A 23,834-nucleotide genomic window follows, 5' to 3' on the forward strand; every position below is an offset into this window, starting at 1 on the left:
GCCGGGTAATGATACCCGGCTTTTTTATTCTCAGAGTGCGATATCCGCGACCGGTTTAGCGTCCGGCTGAGGTTTTAACTGCGGTTGCGCTTGTGGCGCAGCAGCAGCCGTTTGCGGTTTTTCGTACTTGAGCTGCAGAACGCGGCTGGTGAACTCCAGCTCCTGTTCCGTCGCTGCCACGTTACCGTTCAGCTTGGTGCCGTAAGACGGAATAATGGTTTTCAGTTTCGCCTGCCATTCCGGGCTGGCAACTTTATCTTTAAACACTTTTTCCATCAGGTGCAGCATGATAGGCGCAGCCGTTGATGCGCCAGGCGAGGCACCCAGCAGCGCAGCAATCGTGCCCTCTTTATCGCTCACCACTTCCGTCCCCAGACGCAATTCGCCGCCTTCTTTCGGATCACGTTTGATGATTTGCACGCGCTGGCCAGCCTGCCATAAACGCCAGTCTTCTTTTTTCGCTTGCGGATAATATTCTTGCAACGCCGCAAAACGATCGTCATCGGACAGCATCACCTGGCTCATCAGATACTTCACCAGATCGAAGTTATCCATGCCCACATCAACCATCGGCATAAAGTTAGACGTGGTGGTAGAGCTGAGCAGATCCCACAGCGAACCATTTTTCAGGAATTTAGTGGAGAAGGTGGCGAACGGCCCAAACAGCACAACGCGCTTACCGTCAAGCATACGGGTATCGATATGCGGTACGGACATTGGCGGTGCACCGACAGAAGCCTGACCGTACACTTTCGCCAGGTGACGATTCACCACTTCCGGGTTTTCCGACACCAGGAATTGTCCGCCCACAGGGAAGCCCGCATAGTCGTCAGCTTCCGGAATACCGGTTTCCTGCAACAGTTTCAACGCTGCGCCACCCGCACCGATAAAGACAAATTTCGCCTTGATGACGTGTTCTGCTTCGTTGTTTTTCAGATCGGAAACCGTCACGCTCCAGCTGTTATCCGCGTTACGCTTAAAGCCGCGGACTTCGGTGCTGAGCTGCAAATGGAAGTCATCTTTTTTCTGCAAAGAGGCAACCAGCTGACGCGTGATCTCGCCGTAGTTAACGTCGGTGCCGATTTCAGTACGTGTCGCCGCAACCTTCTGATTTGGGTCACGACCTTCCATAACCAGCGGTGCCCACTCTTTGATTTGAGCATGATCTTCAGAGAACTTCATGCCGCGGAACAGGCTGCTCTGTTGCAAAGCGGCGTAGCGTGCGCGCAGGAAGTTCACGTTTTGATCGCCCCACACAAAGCTCATGTGCGGCACGGTGTTAATAAATGAGTGCGGGTCGTGCATCACGCCGCTGTTGACCTGATGTGACCAGAACTGGCGCGAAACCTGGAATGCTTCGTTGATTTCAACGGCCTTCTCGATACTAATGGAACCGTCCTTTTTCTGCGGTGTATAGTTCAGTTCCATGAGTGCCGAGTGGCCCGTACCGGCGTTATTCCAACCGTTCGAGCTTTCTTTTGCCACACCATCGAGGCGTTCAACCATGGTCATCGACCAGTCCGGCTGTAATTCTTGCAGATACGTTCCCAGAGTGGCGCTCATGATGCCGCCGCCAATTAAAAGGACATCCGTTTCTTGCTCTTTCGGCGCATCGGCCATCGCGGTCATAGAGACAGCGTTCAGCCCCACCGCCATAGAAAAGAGCATGGCAGTCATTTTTTTCATCATTTATGCCTTACTTGTTGTCTTGGTTTGTACGTGGAATTGCAGGTGAAATAAGCTGCGGGGCAACGGTATCAATTATCAACTCGCGTTTAAAGGTTACGAAATTATTGTAATTGTGAAATTTAATGATGGAATGTTTATAAGGGTATTGTTTAGCCGACTGGCAAAGCGTGCCTTTTCTGGCTACTATGCTGCACTTTGTGATCGCGCGCACGGAAGCCTGCCCTAACCTGCGAATTTTATGTCAATACCACAATCCACTGCCCTAACGCCTGATGATGGCCGCGTCGCGAGCGTTCTGCGTTCGCCAAAACTGTTCATGCGTGAAACCTTAGCGGGCGTCATTACGGCGCTGGCCCTGATCCCCGAAGTGATCTCTTTTTCGGTAGTCGCGGGCGTTGACCCGAAAGTCAGTCTGATTGCGTCGGTGGTGCTGTGTCTGGCAATGTCCGTGATGGGCGGTCGTCCGGCGATGGTCACCGCCGCTGCCGGTTCCGTTGCGTTAGTCATCGGTCCGATGGTGGCTCAGCATGGCGTTCAGTACATTTTGCCTGCCGTGATCCTGGCCGGAATCATTCAAATTCTATTTGGCGTGCTGGGTATGGCGCGCCTGATGCGTTTTATTCCGCAGCCCGTGATGACCGGATTTGTTAATGCCCTCGGCGTGCTGATTTTCTTTGCGCAGGTTCCACATTTCTGGACCAAAAGCCCGCTGATTGTCGGCCTGTTTGTGCTGACACTCCTGATCGTTTTGTGGGTACCGCGCTTTATTAAAAGCGTGCCATCGCCGCTGATTGCGATTGTACTTTTGACGCTTTTCACCGTGTTCAGTGGGCAAATTCTGCCGACCGTGGGCGACGAAGGCTCCATGAGCGGCGGCTTACCGGGCTTTACGCAATTACTGGTGCCATTAAATCTGCAAACGCTGAGCATCATCTGGCCATGCGCATTGAGTATCGCGTTCGTCGGTCTGATGGAATCGTTGTTGACAGCAAAACTGGTGGATGAGCTGACCGCAACGCCTTCGAGCAAGCGTCGGGAAAGTATTGGCCTTGGCGTGGCGAACATCATGTCGGGATGTTACGGAGGGATTGCCGGATGCGCGATGATTGGGCAAACCATCGTTAACGTCGAGATGGGCAAAGGCCGCAGCCGTGTTTCGACAATGGCCGCTGGGCTGGTGCTGCTCGTTTTGGTGACCGCCCTGAGTGACGTTATGGCGAAAATCCCGATGGCCGTGCTGGCCGGGATTATGGCGATCGTTGCCTTTAAGACGTTTAACTGGCACAGCCTTCAACCCACAACGGTGAAAGGCGCACCGATTGCGGAAACGCTAGTGATGCTGGTGACCGTTGCTGCCACTGTTTATACCGGCAATCTGGCGATTGGCGTGCTGGGCGGGATCGTCATTATGGCGATCGTTCCCGCCAGGCTAAAACTCAAGCGCGCCGCTACATCAGGAAAATCGTCGCCAACCCAAGGAAAATAAAGAACCCGCCGGTATCCGTAATAGCGGTAATCATGACGCTCGACCCCACTGCGGGGTCGCGCCCCAGTTTGGTCATCGTCAGAGGGATGATAACGCCCATTACGGCGGCCATCAGCAGATTGAGCACCATTGCCAGCGTCATCACGCCACCGAGCGCCATGTCACCATAGAGCCACCAGGTGACACAGCCCATAATCCCGCCCCAGACCAGACCGTTGATTAGCGCAACGCCCATCTCTCTGAAGATCAGGAAGCTAAAGTTCCCCGGCTGAATATGCTGCAGCGCCAGCGCACGCACGATCATGGTGATAGTTTGGTTGCCCGTATTCCCGCCGATTCCCGCGACAATGGGCATCAGGGAGGCCAGGGCTACGAGTTGCGAAATGGTATGTTCAAACCCGTCGATAACGCGCGACGCAATAAATGCGGTGCATAAGTTCACCGCCAGCCACGCCCAGCGCGTTTTAACCGCTTTACTCACGGGCGCGTAGACATCTTCTTCGGCGCTCAAGCCCCCCATCGCACGCATGTCGTTGTCGGTCTCTTCATAAACGACATCAACGATCTCATCGATGGTGACACGACCCATCAATTTGCCCACCGAATCGACCACCGCGGCGCTGATCAGGTTGTCACGTTCAAAGGTTCGCGCTGCTTTTTCTGCGTCATCTTCCGGGGAGAAAATCATCGGCTGCGTTTCCATCACTTCGCTCACCCGGCGCTGGCTGCCGTTCAGCAAAATGGTTTGCAGCGTCAGTTCTCCCAGCAGCGTTTTATCACGCGACGTCACGAACAGTTTATCGGTGTTCTGCGGCATCTTGCCTCGACGCCGCAAAAAGCGCTGTACGGTGGCGAGCGTGACGTCCGGGCGAACCATAATCACCTCGAACTCCATGATCGCCCCGACGCTGTTTTTCGCGTAATTCATCACCTGGCGCACGCGCGCGCGCTCTTCCGCCGGCAACGAAGCCAGCATGCGGCCCGTCAGGTTACGCGGCAGATGTTGTACCAGATAGATCTGCTCATCGATATCGAGCGTTTGCATGGCCTCGAGAATATCGCGGTCGCTCATATCGTCAATAAGATCGTCCCAGACGTTCTCTGACGCTTCTAATAAGACTTGTCCACGCTCGTGAACCTGCACCAGCCGCCATAGTGCGTGGCGCTCTTCCGAAGGCAGAGCTTCCAGGGTATCCGCCAGATCCGGCGGTGGCAGGTGAGCCACTAACGCCCCTACCTCAGCAATATCGTCGGCCAGCGTGCCGACGTCATATTGCTCAGCCAGGGTGAGTTTGCCCAATAGCGTCGATGTAACGGCTTTATCCGTAGTCAGGAGCCAGATGAGTCGGGCACGCTCCTGGTCGCGCAGCCTTGCGCTGTTTTTGTTTATAACAGACATCAATCATTAATCCATGAAATGAGTTGGCAGTAAGAATAGCGCGGGGATATGTAAATGATAATAAACAGAGGAAAAATAGGGAAAAAAAATGCGATTAAGTGAAATTTCGCCCTCTCGATGGATGGGAGGGCGAAATAAGAGCATCAGAGCGATGCCCTGCGTTCGTTAAGCGGTACGTGCGACCGCATCACGCGAGGCGGCATCGCGCTCATCACCCGTTAATTCACTTAACTGACCGTCACGCATCTCGAGTAACCGGTCGGCGTGAATAAAGTAGTGATCGTCGTGACTGATGGCAAAAATCGTTTTGCCCATCTCCTGCATGAGTGGCAGCAACACCTGATAGAACTCGCGGCGGAAATGCGGGTCCTGGTCAGCAGCCCATTCATCCAGCAGGATGATATCGCGCTCTTCGGCTAACGCCAGCAGCAGCGCCACGCGTTTTTTCTGCCCTTTTGACAGCTTAAGGTTCAGGATTTTACCGTCCTGAAGCTCCAGCTTGTGCGACATTTTCAGCTGTTCAAGCCATTTATCGACCAGCTCCGGATTGGCCTGTTTACCTTCCGATCCTAACAGTTGATCAAAGAGCCACACGTCGGTGAAGACCGCGGAAAATAGTTTGCGATAATCTTCCGGTTTTTGAGCGGAAATCGGTTTACCATCCAGCAAAATTTCACCCGACTGAGGCTGATACAGCCCGGTCAGCAGCATCGCCAGCGTAGATTTTCCGCTGCCGTTACCGCCAATCAGAAACAGCATCTCCCCGCGATTAATGGTCAGGTTCACCGGACCTACCGCAAAATTATTGTCCTGGTAGTGGAACATAACATTGCGCAGTTCCAGCGTTTTCCAGTCAGGGAAAGCCTCAGGGCGCGGGAATTCAGGTCTGAAAGGGGCCAGAGCAAACTGATTAAGCTTTCTGAAAGCCACTTGCGCGCTAAGCAGCGTGGGCAGCGCGCCGACTGCAGACAGCAGCGGTGTACGCAGGAACAGTAGCGTCAGCGAGTACGTCGCCGCCACGTTAGTATCTGCCCAACCCAGGCTGTTCGCCATCCAAAACACCAGGCCAATCGCACCCAGCATCATGATGTTTGACCAGTTAACGGCACTCAGATGGAACGTATCGGCGCGAATAATATGATGACGGTACTCGCGGGCATCGGGAATGTAGAGATTGTTGAAAATATGTTCGGCGCGTTCACGGTTAAGCGTCAGCTCTTTGCGCCCTTCCAGCACCGTCTGATAATCGTTATACAGCTTGTCTTCGGTTTCGCGCAGCACGGCCATATGCTTGTACACGCGCGCCACCAGCATGTAGCCGCCCCAGATGGTGACGACAATCCATAGCGCTGTGACGGCTAACATTTTGGTCGATAGCCAGGCAAGATAAGCCGCTGATCCGAAGGTGAGAATGATCCCCTGCACCAGTTCCGGCAAGCGCACAAAAGCAATCGTAATTGCACGCACGTCGCTGGTCAGCCCGGCCAACAGTGACGCGCTGCCGAGCTGTTCAATACGTTCAACCTGAGTGTCCAGAATACGTTTGATAAATTCACCGCGCAGGCGAAAAACAAAATGGTGTCCCAGCGTCGTAAGCGCCAGCTGCGACGCCAGCGTCACCGCCATCAGCAGCAGTAGCAGACCCAAAAATTCGGGCAGCACCGACAATGAAGAGTCGACCATTTCGATCAGACGCACGTTGATAAAGGCGATTAAACCAATCCCCAGCGCGGCGCTGGCAAGGCTAAGCGCCATCACCGCGACAAACGGCCAACGGTACTGACGCCAGACGAGTAAAAGTAGTTGCATGCAAAGCGATCCGGGCAAGAAAAAACAGCCAGCAGTGTAAACTGCCCGACGCTCACATCAAGAATAATTCTTATTTTTATTCGCTATTGGAAGCCTGGCGGAAAGTCAGGTTGTAGCGGTATTCACCTGTTAATGGATGCTGACCCGGCTTAAGCGGCTGAATGCCATGATAAAACAACCGTGAGTCACCGCCCCACACCACCACATCACCGTGTTCCAGCATCAGGCGTTTCAGCGGATCGTTACGCTGCAAGCCACCAAACTGAAAGATTGCGGGCAACCCCAACGACACAGAGACAATCGGCGCACGCAGATTGGGTTCGTCTTTATCCTGGTGTAACGACAGTTTTGCGCCCGGTGCATAACGGTTGATCAGGCAGGCATCGGGCTGAAACTCGGGATATCCCGCCGCGACAGCTGCTTCATGACAAAGCGCATTGAATACCGCAGGAATCGGCGGCCACGGGCGCTGAGTCGCTGGGTCGACGGAGGAATAGAGATAACCACGATCGTTAGTCGTCCAGCCGAGTATACCGCAGCTGGTCATCGCCACCGACATGGTGTAACCACCCGGCGTCACCATATGACGAAACGGTGAAATAGCCGCTACCGCTTCAATATTGTGTAAAAGCGCAGCGGCACTGGCGACGGCAAAGCGGCGAAGAACGACAGCCCCCGCCGCCAACGGCTCTTGCCAGGGCTGCTCATCAGCAAATAAATCGAGCATTACTCCTCCTGAATGTTGGCCTCACGCTTAAGTAACTGCGCCTTGCGCTCCACTCCCCAGCGATAGCCTGACAGTGCGCCATCATGACGCACCACACGGTGGCACGGGATCACGATAGCCAGCTTATTGGCGGCGCAGGCACTCGCCACCGCGCGGACCGCATTGGGTTTTCCGATGGCTTGTGCGATCTGCTGATAGCTTGCCGTTTCCCCACAAGGTATCGCCCGCAACGCCTGCCAGACCTGCTGCTGAAACGCGGTCCCGCGAATATCCAGCGGCAACGCCAGCGCCTTCTCATGATGCGTCAGAGTACGGATAACCCGATCGATACGCGCCGTGAATTCCCCATCAGTCGATTCAGACTGAGCCAAAGGGAAAAGTGTGTGCAGTTCGTCAATCAGCGCATCGTCATCATCGCCAAGTAAAATAGCGCAAATCCCGCGTTCACTTTCGGCCACAAGGCAGCGGCCAAGTTCACATTCCGTCACGGCGAAGCGCACGGACACATTACTCGCGCCATTGCGATACTGTTTTGCCGTCATGCCCAGCGTTTCGTCCGCTTTGCGATAGTAGGAGCTGCTATCCGGGAATCCCGCGGCCAGCACCGAGTCGGTGATTTTTTCGCCCTGCGTCAGTGCGCTGCGTAAACGTCGCGCACGCGCCGCCTGTTGCCAGGCTTTTGGCGTCATTCCGGTCACGGATTTGAACAGACGATGGAAATGAAAAGCACTCATAGCGACCTGTTCGGCCAGTGCATCCAACGTCAGCGGTTGTTCCTGCTCGAGCAAGCGGCAGGCTTTTTCGACTTTCGCTATCTTATGGGCTTGCGGATCGCTCCGATCGGGAAAACAGCGTTTGCAGGGGCGAAACCCTGCCTGTTGGGCATGATGTGAATCGGGATAAAACACAACGTTTTTTCGCAGGGCATGACGCGCCCGGCACGAAGGGCGGCAAAAAATACCGGTTGTCTGGACAGCGAAAACAAACTGGTTGTCGGCGGCAGGATCGCGGGCCATCACGGCCAACCAGCGATCGTCATCAGTATTCAGCGTCAGGTTTTTCATCATAGGCTCCTCTTTCAAGCATACTCAAACAATGCCCGAGCGCCACTGAACAAAAACCCGCAACCTTGCTTTTTAATGTTGTTCGTCGATCAGAAAAGCGTGAAACTGCGGCGACATCCAGGTTTTAAAATTCTCCCCCTCTTTGGTAATCATGTACACGGCCAGCCCTTCCTGGCGCACCACTTCTTTGGCCTTTTCCGGCCCGAGGACCATCAGTCCGGTATCCCAGGCATCAGCCTCCAGTGCCGTCGGGGCAATCACCGTCACGGAAACCAGATTGTGTGCGATCGGGCGCCCCGTCCTGGGGTCGATCACGTGCGAAAGACGCTTGCCGTTCAGCTCGTAATAGTTGCGATAGCTGCCGGATGTGCTGATGCCATGACCGTTGATATCCACAATGGCCTGCATCGCATTTTGTTGATCTGTTGGCTTTTGGATAGCGACACGCCAGGATTGATCGCTGGCATTGAGACCGCGGCTCACGAGTGCGCCTCCGACGGAAACCAGATAACGAGATATCCCCTCCTGAGCCATCAACGCGGCGAGATGATCCGCCGCGTACCCCTCGCCAACAGTGGAGAGGTCGACAAACAGATCGGGAATGTCTTTTTGCAAGTACTGCTGCCCATACTGATTCAATACGCTCAGATGTTGCAGTCCCGTGCGCGCGCGCGCATCGTCAATCTGATCCTGACTCGGTACCGTCTCCGGCTGTTTTGTTGGTCCAAAGCCCCATAAATTCACCAGTGGCCCGACGGTGATATCCATTGCGCCGTTAGTTTTATAGCCGACATGCAGGGACTCGGTAACGATATCGGCCAGTGCCTCACTCACAGGCCAAAGCGATGTGCTGTTCGACAGGTTGAAGCGCATTAGCGCAGAATCATTTTTATAGGTAGAAAGCAGCTGATCGTCAGCATCAAGCTGGGACTGGATTTTACCGCGAAGTTCATCCACGCGATTTTTATCTATATTCATGACGCTCACGCGCCAGGACGTTCCCATGGTTTTGCCTTCCAGCACGGTTGCCGCTGGCGCATTTTCTGTCGTGGTAGGGGATAAAGAATCGCATGCCGAAAGTAAGAAAAATACCGACAAAATGCCGGCTCGCCAAAAAGTCATTTCCATTCGTTATTATCCTCATGCCTGGGCGGCAAGAGTATACCAAAACGCGTCTTCAGTAAGACCCTAAAAAAGCATAGAAAAAGGGGCCCGTTGGCCCCTTTCAGTGACTGACTGCGTCTTAGAACTGGTAAACCAGACCCAGAGCAACGATATCGTCAGTACCTACACCAGCCTGTTTAGTGAAGTTATTTTCATCCAGCAGGTTGATTTTGTAGTCCACGTAGGTGGACATGTTTTTGTTGAAGTAGTAAGTCGCGCCAACATCAACATATTTCAGCAGATCCTGATCGCCGAAGTTGGTGGTGTTGTTGCTTACGTCCTTACCTTTTGACTGCAGGTAAGCCACGGAAGGACGCAGACCGAAGTCGAACTGGTACTGAGCAACCACTTCGAAGTTTTGCGCTTTGTTAGCAAAACCGTAGATGTCGCTGCTGCCCTGGGAATTACCAAAGCGGGTTGCGTTATAAGTCTGGGAGTACTGTGCTGCCAGATAGATGTTGTTCGCATCATATTTCAGGCCGCCGCTGTAAACTTCAGCGTGGTCGCCTTCACCGTAAACGCCTGCTGCATTCTGGTCCGCAGTACGTTTAGAAGAAGACATCGCACCGCCGACGCTAAAGCCTTCGCCCAGATCGTAGGTCAGAGACGCACCGTAGCCGTCGCCATTTTGTTTCAGGGTGCTGCGTCCACTGTCATTTTCGCCGCTTACGCTGCCGTTTTTGCCCTGGTACTGCAGAGCAAAGTTCAAGCCATCAACCAGTCCGAAGAAATCCTGGTTACGGTAAGTAGCTACACCGTTTGCACGAGATTGCAGGAAGTTATCTGCACCGTAAGTGTCACCGCCAAATTCTGGCAGAACGTCGGTCCAGGAAGTCACGTCGTAGATTACGCCGTAGTTACGACCATAATCGAAGGAACCTGCGTCACCGAATTTCAGGCCCGCGAAGGCTACACGAGTCCAGGACTGGTTTTCGCTTTCGCTGGTGTTACCTTGAACCTGGTATTCCCACTGACCATAACCGGTCACCTGATCGTTTACCTGCGTTTCGCCTTTGAAGCCGATACGCATGTAGGTTTGATCGCCGTCGTTACCTTTGTCGTCAGAAAAATAGTGCAGGCCGTCGACTTTACCGAACAGATCTAATTTGTTGCCATCTTTGTTATAAATTTCAGCCGCATTTGCTGCGCCTGCTACCAGCAGTGCTGGTACCAGGAGGGAGAGAACTTTAACTTTCATTTTATTAACCCTCTGTTATATGCCTTATAATTGCCACTGCTTACTGGTTAACCCTCTTAACCAGTCGGCTACTTCATTCTCCGCAAAAATACAGAATAATCCAATACGAATATGATACGAAAACTTTGAAGATGTTTCATTCTTACCATAAGGTATTTCAAATTGTAAATATCAGGGAACTTTTCAATAGCACAAATAGCTAAAATACAAAGCACTTAAAATCAATAATTACATCTTTAATATTATAATCAATGAGTTATCAAAGATTACATTACCGCACTGATTGTCAAAACAAAATCACAAGAGATCTCTAAAATAACTCTCGCTATCATCATTAACTTTATTTATTACCGTCATTCATTTTCGAATGTCTGTTTATCCATAATTGAGCCGAGTGCAATGCATTCGGTTTTTTTTTACCCTTCTTTACGTTAAGTGAATAATTTTGTGCTACCGCAATGAAATTATAACGACTATTAACTAATTCTCAGGTAACGCCTAAATTCGCTTCCGATAATTATCCGCCTCCTAATTTCTTGTTAATTCGTGCTATTTGTTCGCGGCATCGGTAATTATTTGTACAATACTGTCCCATTTGTACACTTTCGATACGGCTTTGTGCGGCGTTGATAAAGCGCGAAAAAGTCTCTCCCCGCCGGGCCTCGATACTGGAAATTCAGGTATTACCCTTTATACTGCCCTATCGTCTTTACGTGCGGCCATCACGGGTTAATCACATTAATGAGTCAGTCTGAAACCACAGCACCTGGTAAATTCTCCCTTCTTCCTGGGAGCATCACTCGTTTCTTTCTTCTATTGATCGTTGTGCTGTTAGTGACGATGGGAGTGATGGTGCAGAGCGCGGTCAACACCTGGCTGAAAGACCGTAGCTATCAAATCGTCGATATCACCCATGCGGTGCATAAGCGCATCGACACCTGGCGCTACGCGACCTGGCAGATTTACGACAATATCGCCGCAGCGCCGGGAACGGCCTCGGGTGAAGGTTTGCAGGAAACGCGTCTCAAACAGGACGTCTATTATCTCGAAAAAACGCGCCGCAAAACCGAAGCGTTGATTTTTGGCTCTCATGACAGCGCAACGCTTGAGATGACACAGCGAATCTCGACGTACCTCGACACGCTCTGGGGCGCGGAAACTGTCCCCTGGTCGATGTACTATCTTAATGGCCAGGATAACAGCATGATCCTGATCTCCACGCTGCCGTTGAAAGATCTCTCATCAGGTTTTAAAGAGTCCTCCATTGGCTCGATTGTGGATTCCCGCCGTGCAGAAATGCTCCAGCAGGCCAATACCCTGGACGAACGCGAAAGTTTCTCTTCCCTTCGCCGTCTTGCCTGGCAAAACGGGCATTACTTCACCCTGCGTACCACGTTTAACCAGCCCGGGCATCTGGCGACGGTTGTCGCGTTTGATCTGCCGATTAACGATCTCATTCCACCGGATATGCCGCTGGACAGTTTCCGTCTTGAGCCAGACACTTCAGTGCAAAATATGCGTACACCAGCGGATAAAAAAGACGGCCCGGAAAGCGCGTCCATTACCTTTAACGGCTCGAAGATTGAGATCTCTTCATCCCTGAATTCCACCGGTATGCGCCTGGTTTGGCAGGTTCCCTTTGGAACGTTATTGCTCGACACACTGCAAAACATCTTGCTGCCGCTGCTGCTCAATATTGCTCTGTTAGCGCTGGCGCTGTTTGGTTATACCACCTTCCGCTTTCAGCCTGGCCGTCAGACTGAGCATACGTCGTCGTCAAGCTCTAACAATGAATTACGCGTGTTACGCGCCTTGAATGAAGAGATCGTATCGGTGCTACCACTGGGGCTTCTGGTGCATGACCAGGAGGCCAATCGCACGATTATGAGCAACAAGATTGCCGATCACCTGTTGCCACATCTTAATCTGCAAAACATCACCACCATGGCTGACCAGCATCAGGGGGTGATTCAGGCCACCATTAATAATGAGCTGTACGAAATTCGTCAGTTCCGCAGCCAGGTCGCTTCGCGTACTCAGATCTTTATCATTCGTGATCAGGACAGAGAAGTACTGGTGAACAAGAAGCTGAAACAAGCGCAGAGGCTGTATGAGAAAAATCAGCAGGGCCGCGCGGCGTTTATGCAAAACATTGGTGATGCGTTCAAGCGTCCGTTGAAAGAGCTTGCCAGCCAGGCAGCGAGTTTGAGCACGCCAGAGAGTCATCAGTTGGCCAATCAGGCGGATACGCTTGTGCGCATGGTTGATGAAATTCAGTTAGCCAATATGCTTGAAAACGACACATGGAAAGGAAGCTCTACGCTATTTTCGGTTCAGGATCTGATTAACGAAGTGGTGCCCGAAGTCCTGCCTGTTATCAAGCGCAAAGGCCTGCAGTTGCTGATCAACAACAACCTTCCTGCCAACGATGAACGTCATGGCGATCGCGAAGCGTTACGCCGCATCGTGCTGATGCTGATTCAATACTCCGTCACCACCACGCAAATCGGCAAAATTACGCTGGAAGTGGGTACGGATGAGTCCGCCGAAGACCGCCTGACAATCCGTATTCTGGATACGGGGGAAGGTGTGACGATGAGCGAAATCGATAATTTACACTTCCCATTCCTGAACGACACGCAGAGCGATAGCTACGGAAAAGCCAACGCCCTCACCTTCTGGCTGTGCGATCAGCTGGCGCGTAAGCTTGGTGGACACCTGAATATTAGGGCTCGCGAGTCGCTGGGTACCCGCTATTCACTGCATGTCAAAATGGACGCAAATCCTCAGGAAGAGGACGAAGAGCGCCTGCTGGATGATGTGATCGTGATGGTGGATGTGACGTCCAGCGAAATACGCAACATCGTGGTTCGCCAGCTGGAAAACTGGGGTGCGGCATGCATAAACCCGGATGAAAGGCTCACGAGTCAAGAATATGATCTCTTTTTAACTGATAATCCGTCTAATCTTACTGCCTCGGGCTTGCTTTTAAGCGATGATGAGTCAGGCGTGCGGAAAATCGGCCCCGGTCAGCTGCGCGTCAACTTTAATATGAGCAATGCGATGCAGGAAGCTGTACTACAACTAATAGAAGAGAATCTGGCGCAAGAAGAGATACTGGAGTCCCCATTGGGTGGCGATGAAAATGCCGAACTCCAGGCCAGCGGATACTATTCCCTATTTGTAGATACAGTACCAGATGATGTTAAGCGGTTGTATACTGAGTCCGCCGCGAAGGATTTCGCCGCGCTGACACAGACAGCACACCGGCTTAAAGGGGTGTTTGCCATGCTTAATCTGGTTCCGGGCAAGCAGTTATGTGAAACGCTGGAACATCTTATTCGTGAGAAGGATGCTTCTGGCACAGAAAAATACATCAGCGACATTGACGCCTACGTCAAAAGCTTGCTGTAGCAAGGTAGCCTTTACATGAACAATATGAACGTAATTATTGCCGACGACCACCCGATTGTACTGTTCGGTATTCGCAAATCACTTGAACAGATCGAGTGGGTGAATGTTGTCGGTGAATTTGAAGACTCTACAGCACTTATAAATAATCTTCCGAAACTTGATGCACACGTGCTCATTACCGACCTCTCCATGCCTGGAGATAAGTACGGCGATGGGATCACACTGATCAAATACATCAAGCGCCACTTTCCGAGTATTTCAATTATTGTTCTGACCATGAACAATAACCCGGCGATTTTGAGCGCCGTGCTGGAACTCGACATTGAAGGGATTGTCCTGAAACAGGGCGCGCCTACGGATCTGCCTAAGGCTCTGGCTGCATTGCAGAAAGGCAAGAAATTTACCCCTGAAAGCGTTTCTCGCCTGCTGGAGAAAATCAGCGCGGGTGGTTACGGTGACAAACGTTTATCACCGAAAGAAAGTGAAGTGCTGCGCCTGTTCGCTGAAGGTTTCCTGGTCACTGAAATTGCCAAGAAGCTGAACCGCAGTATCAAAACCATCAGTAGCCAGAAGAAATCGGCGATGATGAAGCTGGGCGTGGAGAATGATATCGCCCTGTTGAATTATCTCTCTTCGGTTACCCTGAGCGCAGTCGATAAAGACTGATTCCGTTCTGGTGATAAAAAACCCGGCAGCGCTTGCGCTAGCCGGGTTTTTTTATGCCCTCGATTTCCTGACGCGGTCCGCGTAAATCGACAACGTCTGTTTGATGACATCGAGCGTCACCGGTTTTGACAGGCAACTGTCCATGCCCGACTCCAGACAACGCTCTTTCTCTTCGGCCAGCGCGTTGGCGGTGACACCGATAACCGGCAAGGTCATGCCAAGCTGGCGAATGCGCTGGGTGAGACGATACCCGTCCATGTTTGGCATGTTCACGTCACTGAGCACAATATCGATGTGATTTTTACTCAGCACGTTCAGCGCATCCACGCCGTCATTTGCAGTCAGACATTGATATCCCAGCGAGCCGAGCTGATCGGCCAGCAGACGACGGTTGATTGGATGGTCATCCACCACCAGAATCATCATGTCATCATTCATCGCAACAGCTGACTGCGGCGAAGGCAGCGCGGTACCACCGTCGTGGGCATCGCCTTCCACATTGTAGATATGTGCCAGCAAATGCAGAATCTCATGCGGCGTTGCCACACTGTGCGTCCACTCCCCTGGAACGCGCTCCTGGGCAATACCAATATGGCGACGACAGAACGTAATCACGGCTCTGCCCCGCCAGGAAGGATCGACCTCAACGTCTGTAATCAGCGTATCGTCAGGGTCCGTTTTTTGCCCTGCTTCATAGCGCGCGACACGAATGCCTCGGTTCGAGAGCAATGATTCCAGGAAGCTATACAGCGACGCGTTGTGCACCGCCAGCCAGCACATCTTATCGCTCAACCCTTCCGCCGGGCTTTTCACCGGATATTGAGCAGAATAGAGCGGAATGCGGATCGTAAACTGGCTGCCCATGCCCGGTTCGGTATCGACAGAAATATCGCCATCCATCATGCTGATCAGCTGTTCGCAAATGGCCAGCCCCAGCCCGGTCCCCTGGAAGTTACGCTGCACCCCGGTTCCCACCTGGAAGAACGGATCGAACAGTTTCACCACTTCTTTTGCCGGAATACCGACACCAGTATCGCGGATGCGAATGCTTAAATAATCCCCGGCGCGAGAAACATGCAAAATGATACAGCCGACATCGGTGAACTTAATCGCGTTGCTGAGCAAGTTTGAAATGACCTGCTGCAGACGCATCGGGTCGCCCAGCAGCGTCAGTGGTACATCCGGTTCGATAAAGCAGTACAGCCCGAGCTGTTTGCGCACCACCAGCGGCATATAGTTAGCGCTGATATGGTTCATGACTTCACGCGGTGAAAACTCGCTCGGTTCGATTTTGAGCTGTTCAGACTCAATTTTGGAGAAGTCGAGAATATCGCTGATAATTTTCAGCAGCAGGCTTGAAGAGTTGTTCATCGCCGTGACCAGACGCTCAACCCCCTTCGGCAGCTCTTTCGTTTGCAGCAGATCGAGGTTACCAATAATGCCGTACAGCGGCGTGCGCAGTTCATGGCTCACGGTCGCGAGGAACATCGACTTAGACTGGCTGGCCTGTTCCGCTGCCTGCGCCATTTCTTGTAACGACTCTTCCATTTTTACGCGTGAAGATACGTCCACCAGCACGCAGATCGCCACGTTCTCATTGCGATAGCGCGAATGGACAAAGCTTATTTGCAGGTTGGTGTGATTGCTGGTTAACACGTCGACAAAGTTGACCTGCTGTCCGCAGATGATCTGCGTCAGTCGCTGCCGGTCTTCATGTGTCAGCATGTTCAGATAGTTATGCGCCAGTTCGTTACTCAGGATATTGGTCCCATCCTGCGTACGGAGGATACAAATCCCCACAGGTGCAGAGGCGACAATTTTGCGGTTAAATTGCTCGTGCTCTTCCAGACGTTGAGCGTCGCTCTCTGCCGGGATGAAAATTTTACGCTCATACATGCGCGCCAGCATGAACAGGGCGATCCCCACCAGCACATTCAACAGGATGGAGTTAAGAATGAGCATCCGAATGCGTTCCAGCACCATATCAACAGGAACGGAATAGACAATGCTCAGCGACGATGGCGGCAAACTTTTCTTGAGCACCAGCTCATGGAAGCCCGACGTATAGCCAAACCAGGAGCGTTCCTGCATCCAGCGAGGATCAACTTTTAAGCGGCTTTCAGGCCCGGTCAGCGAAATCAGCGTATGACCATTTTCATCGAGGATCGTCACACCCATCGGTAAACTGCCCGGCGTGAAGAAGTTCTCCATGCGAATCGTTTGTTCAGTGCCCAGCAGCGCTTGCAGGCGATTAGCAAGATACACCGGCGTGAGGGCGTAGAAATAACCCACCCCCGGACGCGGCCCCTGGCTTATCCAGAAGATATTATTGCCACGTTCGTCCTGCGGGGCATTGCGGTATTTCATGATGCGTTCGTGCAAACTTTTTAGCGCATCCTCGCGCTCAACCGGCACATCGCGCAGACCAAAATCGGCTAAACAGAGATTCTCGCTGCCGATGAGAAATACCCGGTTGAGATCGTAGGCAGCGGAGAAATTATCGCGCCAGTAGCGCATAAACCACGCCAGTGACTCAAGCGAGCCACGCCAAGCCGTGCCCATTGTCGAGCAATCGGAGTCGGGGAATAACGGTTCGAAATCCGGAACTTCTGGTTTGTCATTTCGTCCGCGTGTGGCCAGAATGCCGTTCTCCGCCGTCAGACGGTTTTCAGCAATGTACTTCAGCTCTTTCATGACGTCAGACGTACGCTGAATGTAACGCTGAGCCTGATCGGAACTTAAATTAAACTCCTGACGGATCTCTGACTCCTTCTGATGCAGCGCATTTACGATGTAAAACACCGAAAAAAGGGCAACCAGTAACCAAAGCAATAACGCCAGCGCGCGAAAAAGATAGCGAGAGACTTTAAGAGTGGTGCGAAAGGAGACGAGGTATTTCAAGGGGGCGAAGCTCCGCCGTCAGAGGCTAAAAGAATGTGGTTAAGGTAGCGGTAAACGCGGCGTGCCGCAATGCTCAGTTATCTGCAAAAAAGAAAGGGCCGGAATCCGGCCCTTTTTATGTCAGAAGACATTACTCGTCGGCATCATCTGCCGCATCGTCATCGGAATCTGCTTCTTCAGAATCAGCTTCATCGGTCTCGGTTTCCGGTGCGATTTCATCGTCACCTTCCGCGACGCTACCGTCGATGGAATCAAGTTCTTCGTCATCCACAGGCTCAGCAACACGTTGCAGACCCACCACGTTTTCGTCTTCCGCAGTACGGATGAGGATAACGCCCTGAGTATTACGCCCTACCACGCTGATCTCAGACACACGCGTACGCACCAGCGTACCAGCATCAGTGATCATCATGATCTGGTCGCAGTCATCAACCTGCACCGCGCCCACAACAGAGCCGTTACGCTCGGTCACTTTGATGGAGATAACGCCCTGCGTACCACGAGACTTGGTTGGGTATTCGCCTTCCGCAGTTCGTTTACCGTAACCATTCTGCGTTACTGTCAGGATAGCGCCTTCACCGCGCGGAATAATCAGAGAAACAACGCTGTCTTCACCCGCCAGTCGGATACCGCGAACACCGGTCGCAGTACGACCCATTGCGCGTACGGCGTTCTCTTTAAAGCGCACCACTTTACCGGCGGCAGAGAACAACATGACGTCGTCAGAACCAGAAGTCAGATCCACACCGATCAGTTCATCGCCTTCGTTCAGGTTGATGGCGATAATCCCGGCAGAACGTGGACGGCTGAAACCAGTCAGTGCCGTTTTCTTCACGGTACCGCTCGCGGTCGCCATAAAGACGTTCACGCCTTCTTCGTACTCGCGTACCGGCAGAATCGCGGTGATACGCTCGTTCGGCTCAAGCGGAAGCAGGTTGACGATCGGACGACCACGCGCCCCACGGCTCGCTTCTGGCAGCTGATACACTTTCATCCAGTACAAACGACCACGGCTGGAGAAGCAGAGGATCGTGTCATGGGTGTTCGCCACCAGCAGGCGGTCGATAAAGTCTTCTTCTTTGATACGTGCTGCCGATTTGCCTTTACCACCACGACGCTGAGCTTCGTAGTCGGTCAACGGCTGATACTTCACATAGCCCTGATGAGACAGGGTCACAACCACATCTTCGCGGTTGATCAGATCTTCAATGTTGATATCAGACGTATTCGCCGTGATTTCAGTGCGACGCGCATCACCAAACTGGTCGCGGACCAGCTCCAGCTCTTCGCGGATCACTTCCATCAGACGATCGGCGCTACCGAGAATATGCAGAAGCTCTGCAATCTGCTCCAGCAGCTCTTTGTACTCGTCGAGCAGTTTTTCATGCTCAAGGCCAGTCAGTTTCTGCAAACGCAGATCCAGAATTGCCTGTGCCTGCTGTTCGGTCAGGTAATATTGACCGTCACGCACGCCAAATTCAGGTTCCAGCCACTCAGGACGCGCCGCGTCATCACCTGCACGTTCCAGCATGGCAGACACGTTGCCCAATGCCCACGGCTGAGCAACCAATCCTGCTTTTGCTTCCGCAGGCGTTGGCGCACGACGGATCAACTCGATGATCGGGTCGATGTTGGCCAGTGCAACAGCCAGCGCTTCCAGAATGTGCGCACGATCGCGCGCTTTACGCAGTTCGAAAATAGTACGGCGAGTCACCACTTCACGGCGGTGACGCACGAACGCGCTCAGGATATCTTTCAGGTTCATGATCTTCGGCTGGCCATGGTGCAATGCAACCATGTTGATGCCGAAGGAAACCTGAAGCTGAGTCTGGGAGTACAGGTTGTTCAGAACAACCTCACCCACCGCGTCGCGTTTGATTTCAATCACGATGCGCATACCGTCTTTATCAGACTCGTCACGCAGCGCGCTGATGCCTTCAACGCGTTTTTCTTTTACCAGCTCCGCGATTTTCTCGATCAGACGAGCTTTGTTCACCTGGTAAGGAATTTCATGGACGATAATGGTTTCGCGGCCGGTTTTCGCGTCAGCTTCCACTTCCGCGCGGGCGCGAATGTAAATCTTGCCACGACCGGTGCGGTACGCTTCTTCAATACCACGGCGGCCATTGATGATGGCGGCAGTTGGGAAGTCCGGGCCTGGAATGTGTTCCATCAGCCCTTCAACGGTGATTTCTTCATCGTCGATGTAGGCGAGGCAGCCGTTAATGACTTCAGTAATGTTGTGCGGCGGAATGTTCGTGGCCATACCGACGGCGATACCGGAAGAACCGTTAACCAACAGGTTCGGGATCTTGGTCGGCATAACATCAGGAATACGCTCGGTGCCGTCGTAGTTATCGACGAAATCAACCGTGTCTTTTTCCAGGTCGGCCATCAGCTCATGGGCGATTTTCGACATACGGATTTCCGTATAACGCATCGCCGCAGCGGAGTCACCATCGACAGAACCGAAGTTACCCTGGCCATCCACCAGCATGTAACGTAAGGAGAAAGGCTGCGCCATACGGACGATCGTGTCATATACGGCAGTATCACCATGAGGGTGATATTTACCGATGACGTCACCAACGACACGGGCAGATTTTTTGTAGGCTTTATTCCAGTCATTGCCCAATACGTTCATGGCGTATAGTACGCGACGGTGTACCGGCTTCAGGCCATCTCGGACGTCTGGCAGCGCACGGCCAACAATGACCGACATCGCATAATCCAGATAGGAGCTCTTAAGCTCTTCCTCGATGTTAACCGGTGTAATTTCTCTCGCAAGGTCGCTCATCTAACCGCTATCCCTCTACTGTATCCCGGATTCAAAGGTCGCAAATTATAACACAATCGCTCCCATACAGGTAAACCTGTATGGTTTATTCGCGGGGAGAGCCTGATATACTCGATCCTCTTGCGAATTAAGGAGTAAAAGCGCCCATGAATGCCGAAAAATCCCCGGTATCTCACAACGTCGACCATGCAGAGATCGCCAAATTTGAAGCGGTGGCATCCCGCTGGTGGGATCTCGACGGTGAGTTCAAACCTCTGCACCGCATTAACCCGCTGCGTTTGGGCTATATCGCGGAGCGCTCCGGCGGTCTGTTCGGTAAAAAAGTGCTCGATGTCGGCTGCGGCGGCGGCATTCTGGCCGAAAGCATGGCGCGTGAAGGCGCAACGGTCACCGGCCTGGACATGGGTTTTGAACCGCTCCAGGTTGCTCGTCTGCATGCGCTTGAATCCGGTATTCAGGTTGACTACGTTCAAGAAACCGTTGAAGAGCACGCCGCTAAACATGCGCATCAATACGATGTTGTCACCTGCATGGAAATGCTCGAACACGTTCCTGACCCGCAATCGGTGGTTAACGCCTGCGCCGCTCTGGTGAAACCCGGTGGACAAGTCTTCTTCTCGACGATTAACCGTAACGGGAAAGCGTGGCTGATGGCGGTGGTGGGTGCGGAATATGTGCTGCGCATGGTGCCGAAAGGAACCCATGACGTTAAGAAATTCATCAAGCCTGCTGAATTATTAGGCTGGGTAGATCTGACCTGGCTGAAGGAGCAACACATCACCGGCTTGCACTACAATCCGTTGACCGACAAATTCAAGCTCGCGCCGGGTGTGGATGTTAACTATATGTTGCACACGACGGCAAAAAACGACTAACGTCATTCGTTATTCTTATAAAGATTGCGCGACATCACGTTGCGCAATTCTCACCTCTCGTTGAAGAAATCAGCAGTCGATCAAATTTTAGATTTTTTTTCTAAATTATTGACATGACGTCCAGGCCTTACGATACGAGGACTTAGGGTTTATTACGCTTTAGCAACCTGAAATTAACGTCAAAATCAACTCTTGTACTGAAATGATTCCTTACTAGAATACTCACCATATAGCGTTTTTCTTATCGCAAACCCCCTATATGTAGTATTTATCCACAGAGTTAGCCACAAGTCGGTTCTGTGGATAAGCGGGGGGATATTTTTTTATTTCACGGACAGGTAAAAACCCACATGAATCAGAGTCTGCTGGTGACAAAGCGCGACGGTACTACCGAGCGTATCAATCTCGACAAAATCCATCGAGTTCTCGACTGGGCAGCAGAAGGACTGAACAACGTATCTATCTCCCAGGTTGAACTGCGTTCACATATTCAGTTCTACGACGGGATTAAGACCTCCGATATTCATGAAACCATTATCAAAGCCGCAGCCGACCTGATCTCCCGCGAAGCACCGGATTACCAGTACATGGCCGCGCGCCTTGCCATTTTCCACCTGCGCAAAAAAGCGTACGGTCAGTTTGAGCCGCCAGCGCTGCTCGATCACGTGACGAAAATGGTTGAGCTGGGCAAATATGACGCGCATCTGCTGGAAGACTACACGGAAGAAGAGTTCAAGCAGATGGACGGGTTTATCGATCACTGGCGCGACATGAACTTCTCCTACGCCGCGGTGAAGCAGCTGGAAGGTAAATACCTGGTCCAGAACCGCGTCACCGGCGAAATCTACGAGAGCGCGCAGTTCCTGTATATTCTGGTCGCCGCGTGCCTGTTCTCGAACTATCCGCGTGAAACGCGCCTGGAATACGTGAAGCGTTTTTACGACGCCGTATCCACCTTTAAAATTTCTCTGCCTACGCCGATTATGTCTGGCGTGCGCACCCCAACTCGTCAGTTCAGCTCTTGCGTACTGATCGAGTGCGGCGACAGCCTGGATTCCATCAACGCCACCTCAAGCGCCATTGTGAAATACGTTTCCCAGCGTGCCGGTATCGGTATCAACGCCGGTCGCATTCGTGCGCTGGGCAGCCCGATTCGCGGCGGTGAAGCGTTCCACACCGGCTGTATCCCGTTCTACAAACACTTCCAGACTGCGGTGAAATCCTGCTCACAGGGCGGCGTACGCGGCGGTGCAGCGACGCTGTTCTACCCAATGTGGCACCTGGAAGTCGAAAGCCTGCTAGTGCTGAAAAACAACCGTGGCGTTGAAGGCAACCGCGTTCGTCATATGGACTACGGCGTGCAGATCAACAAACTGATGTACACCCGCCTGCTGAAAGGTCAGGACATCACCCTGTTCAGCCCATCCGACGTGCCGGGTCTGTACGATGCGTTCTTCGCCGATCAGGATGAATTCGAGCGTCTTTATACGCAATATGAGCAAGATGACAGCATCCGTAAGCAGCGCGTGAAAGCCGTCGACCTGTTCTCTCTGATGATGCAGGAACGTGCTTCTACAGGCCGTATCTATATCCAGAACGTTGACCACTGCAACACCCACAGCCCGTTCGATCCGGCTATTGCGCCAGTGCGCCAGTCTAACCTGTGCCTGGAAATCGCTCTGCCGACCAAACCGCTGTACGACGTAAACGACGAAAACGGCGAAATCGCGCTGTGTACGCTGTCCGCATTCAACCTGGGCGCGATCAAGAGCCTGGCTGAGCTGGAAGAGCTGGCGGTGCTGGCGGTTCGTGCGCTGGACGCCCTGCTGGATTATCAGGATTACCCAATTCCGGCGGCAAAACGCGGCGCAATGGGTCGTCGTACGCTGGGTATTGGCGTGATCAACTTCGCCTACTGGCTGGCGAAAAACGGCAAGCGTTATTCCGATGGCAGCGCGAATAATCTGACGCACCAAACGTTCGAAGCGATTCAGTATTACCTGATGAAAGCGTCTAACGAGCTGGCGAAAGAGCAAGGCGCGTGCCCGTGGTTCAACGAAACCACCTACGCGAAAGGCATTCTGCCGATCGACACCTACAAGAAAGACCTGGATGCGATTGTCAACGAGCCGCTGCATCTGGACTGGGAAACGCTGCGTGAGTCCATCAAGACCCACGGCCTGCGCAACTCCACGCTGTCTGCGCTGATGCCGTCAGAGACCTCTTCGCAGATCTCCAACGCCACCAACGGTATTGAGCCGCCGCGCGGTCACGTCAGCATCAAAGCGTCGAAAGACGGCGTGCTGCGTCAGGTTGTGCCGGATTACGAACTGCTGAAAGACAGCTACGAGCTGCTGTGGGAAATGCCGAATAATGACGGTTACCTGCAGCTGGTGGGCATCATGCAGAAGTTTATCGACCAGTCGATCTCTGCTAACACCAACTACGATCCGACGCGCTTCCCGTCAGGAAAAGTGCCGATGCAGCAGTTGCTGAAAGACCTGCTGACCGCCTATAAATTTGGCGTAAAAACTCTGTACTATCACAACACCCGTGACGGTGCGGAAGATGCGCAGGACGATATGGCGCCTTCTATTCAGGACGATGGCTGCGAAAGCGGCGCATGTAAGATCTAATGAAGGGCG

13 protein-coding genes and 1 pseudogene are annotated in these 23,834 nt (G+C 52.6%); 5 read left to right on the forward strand and 9 right to left on the reverse strand.

All coding sequences use genetic code 11. From position 1 onward, the window contains the following. Positions 1–30: 30 nt before the first annotated feature. Positions 31–1,686, reverse strand: a complete 1,656-nt coding sequence (gene mqo, locus AC07RN_RS08905) for a malate dehydrogenase (quinone) (RefSeq protein ID WP_478336291.1) — start codon at positions 1,684–1,686, stop codon at positions 31–33. 188 nt (positions 1,687–1,874) lie between these two features. Between mqo and AC07RN_RS08910 the strand changes: the two are divergent. After that, a pseudogene (locus AC07RN_RS08910) lies at positions 1,875–3,175 on the forward strand (SulP family inorganic anion transporter). Here the strand turns inward: AC07RN_RS08910 and mgtE are convergent. From mgtE to AC07RN_RS08940, 6 genes are all read right to left on the reverse strand, one after another. Beyond that, positions 3,138–4,574 carry a magnesium transporter gene (mgtE, locus tag AC07RN_RS08915; protein WP_407438087.1) on the reverse strand — a complete coding sequence of 479 codons (1,437 nt, stop codon included), beginning with the start codon at positions 4,572–4,574 and terminating at the stop codon, positions 3,138–3,140. The pseudogene AC07RN_RS08910 and the gene mgtE sit on opposite strands and share 38 nt — an antisense overlap. A 165-nt stretch (positions 4,575–4,739) precedes the next feature. Beyond that, positions 4,740–6,383: a multidrug ABC transporter permease/ATP-binding protein gene (locus AC07RN_RS08920; RefSeq protein ID WP_478336158.1), complete on the reverse strand. Its 1,644-nt coding sequence runs from the start codon at positions 6,381–6,383 to the stop codon at positions 4,740–4,742. Between the two features lie 76 nt (positions 6,384–6,459). Next, a complete protein-coding gene (gene alkB / locus AC07RN_RS08925; protein WP_478336159.1) occupies positions 6,460–7,110 on the reverse strand; it encodes a DNA oxidative demethylase AlkB in 651 nt (216 codons plus the stop codon). Beyond that, positions 7,110–8,174, reverse strand: coding sequence for a bifunctional DNA-binding transcriptional regulator/O6-methylguanine-DNA methyltransferase Ada (ada, locus tag AC07RN_RS08930; RefSeq protein ID WP_478336292.1), 1,065 nt, complete (start codon positions 8,172–8,174; stop codon positions 7,110–7,112). Before ada ends, alkB begins: the two co-directional genes overlap by 1 nt. Positions 8,175–8,246: 72 nt before the next feature. After that, positions 8,247–9,302, reverse strand: coding sequence for an FAD:protein FMN transferase ApbE (apbE, locus tag AC07RN_RS08935; RefSeq protein WP_478336160.1), 1,056 nt, complete (start codon positions 9,300–9,302; stop codon positions 8,247–8,249). A 115-nt stretch (positions 9,303–9,417) separates the two neighbouring features. Next, positions 9,418–10,536 (reverse strand): porin OmpC, encoded by a 1,119-nt coding sequence (locus AC07RN_RS08940; protein ID WP_015959793.1) that lies wholly within the window; start codon positions 10,534–10,536, stop codon positions 9,418–9,420. Positions 10,537–11,277: 741 nt separating this feature from the next. Here AC07RN_RS08940 and rcsD point away from each other — a divergent pair. Both rcsD and rcsB read left to right on the forward strand, forming a co-directional pair. Beyond that, positions 11,278–13,950, forward strand: coding sequence for a phosphotransferase RcsD (gene rcsD / locus AC07RN_RS08945; RefSeq protein WP_478336161.1), 2,673 nt, complete (start codon positions 11,278–11,280; stop codon positions 13,948–13,950). A 15-nt stretch (positions 13,951–13,965) separates the two neighbouring features. After that, positions 13,966–14,616, forward strand: a complete 651-nt coding sequence (gene rcsB, locus AC07RN_RS08950) for a response regulator transcription factor RcsB (protein WP_015959795.1) — start codon at positions 13,966–13,968, stop codon at positions 14,614–14,616. 51 nt (positions 14,617–14,667) lie between these two features. Here the strand turns inward: rcsB and rcsC are convergent, their stop codons facing one another. Together rcsC and gyrA are read right to left on the reverse strand one after the other, a co-directional pair. Further along, positions 14,668–17,517 (reverse strand): two-component system sensor histidine kinase RcsC, encoded by a 2,850-nt coding sequence (gene rcsC, locus AC07RN_RS08955; protein ID WP_015959796.1) that lies wholly within the window; start codon positions 17,515–17,517, stop codon positions 14,668–14,670. A gap of 130 nt (positions 17,518–17,647) precedes the next feature. After that, positions 17,648–20,314 (reverse strand): DNA topoisomerase (ATP-hydrolyzing) subunit A, encoded by a 2,667-nt coding sequence (gene gyrA, locus AC07RN_RS08960; protein ID WP_478336162.1) that lies wholly within the window; start codon positions 20,312–20,314, stop codon positions 17,648–17,650. Positions 20,315–20,460: 146 nt separating this feature from the next. Between gyrA and ubiG the strand changes: the two genes are divergently transcribed. Both ubiG and nrdA read left to right on the forward strand, forming a co-directional pair. Then, on the forward strand, positions 20,461–21,189 hold the full coding sequence (gene ubiG, locus AC07RN_RS08965) for a bifunctional 2-polyprenyl-6-hydroxyphenol methylase/3-demethylubiquinol 3-O-methyltransferase UbiG (protein ID WP_478336163.1): 729 nt from the start codon (positions 20,461–20,463) through the stop codon (positions 21,187–21,189). Positions 21,190–21,539: 350 nt separating this feature from the next. Continuing rightward, the gene (gene nrdA / locus AC07RN_RS08970; RefSeq protein ID WP_235133741.1) at positions 21,540–23,825 is read left to right on the forward strand and encodes a class 1a ribonucleoside-diphosphate reductase subunit alpha; all 2,286 of its coding nucleotides are present in this window, start codon (positions 21,540–21,542) and stop codon (positions 23,823–23,825) included. The last annotated feature ends 9 nt before the right edge of the window (positions 23,826–23,834 follow it).

This window comes from Lelliottia sp. GFLA7 (assembly GCF_056490165.1).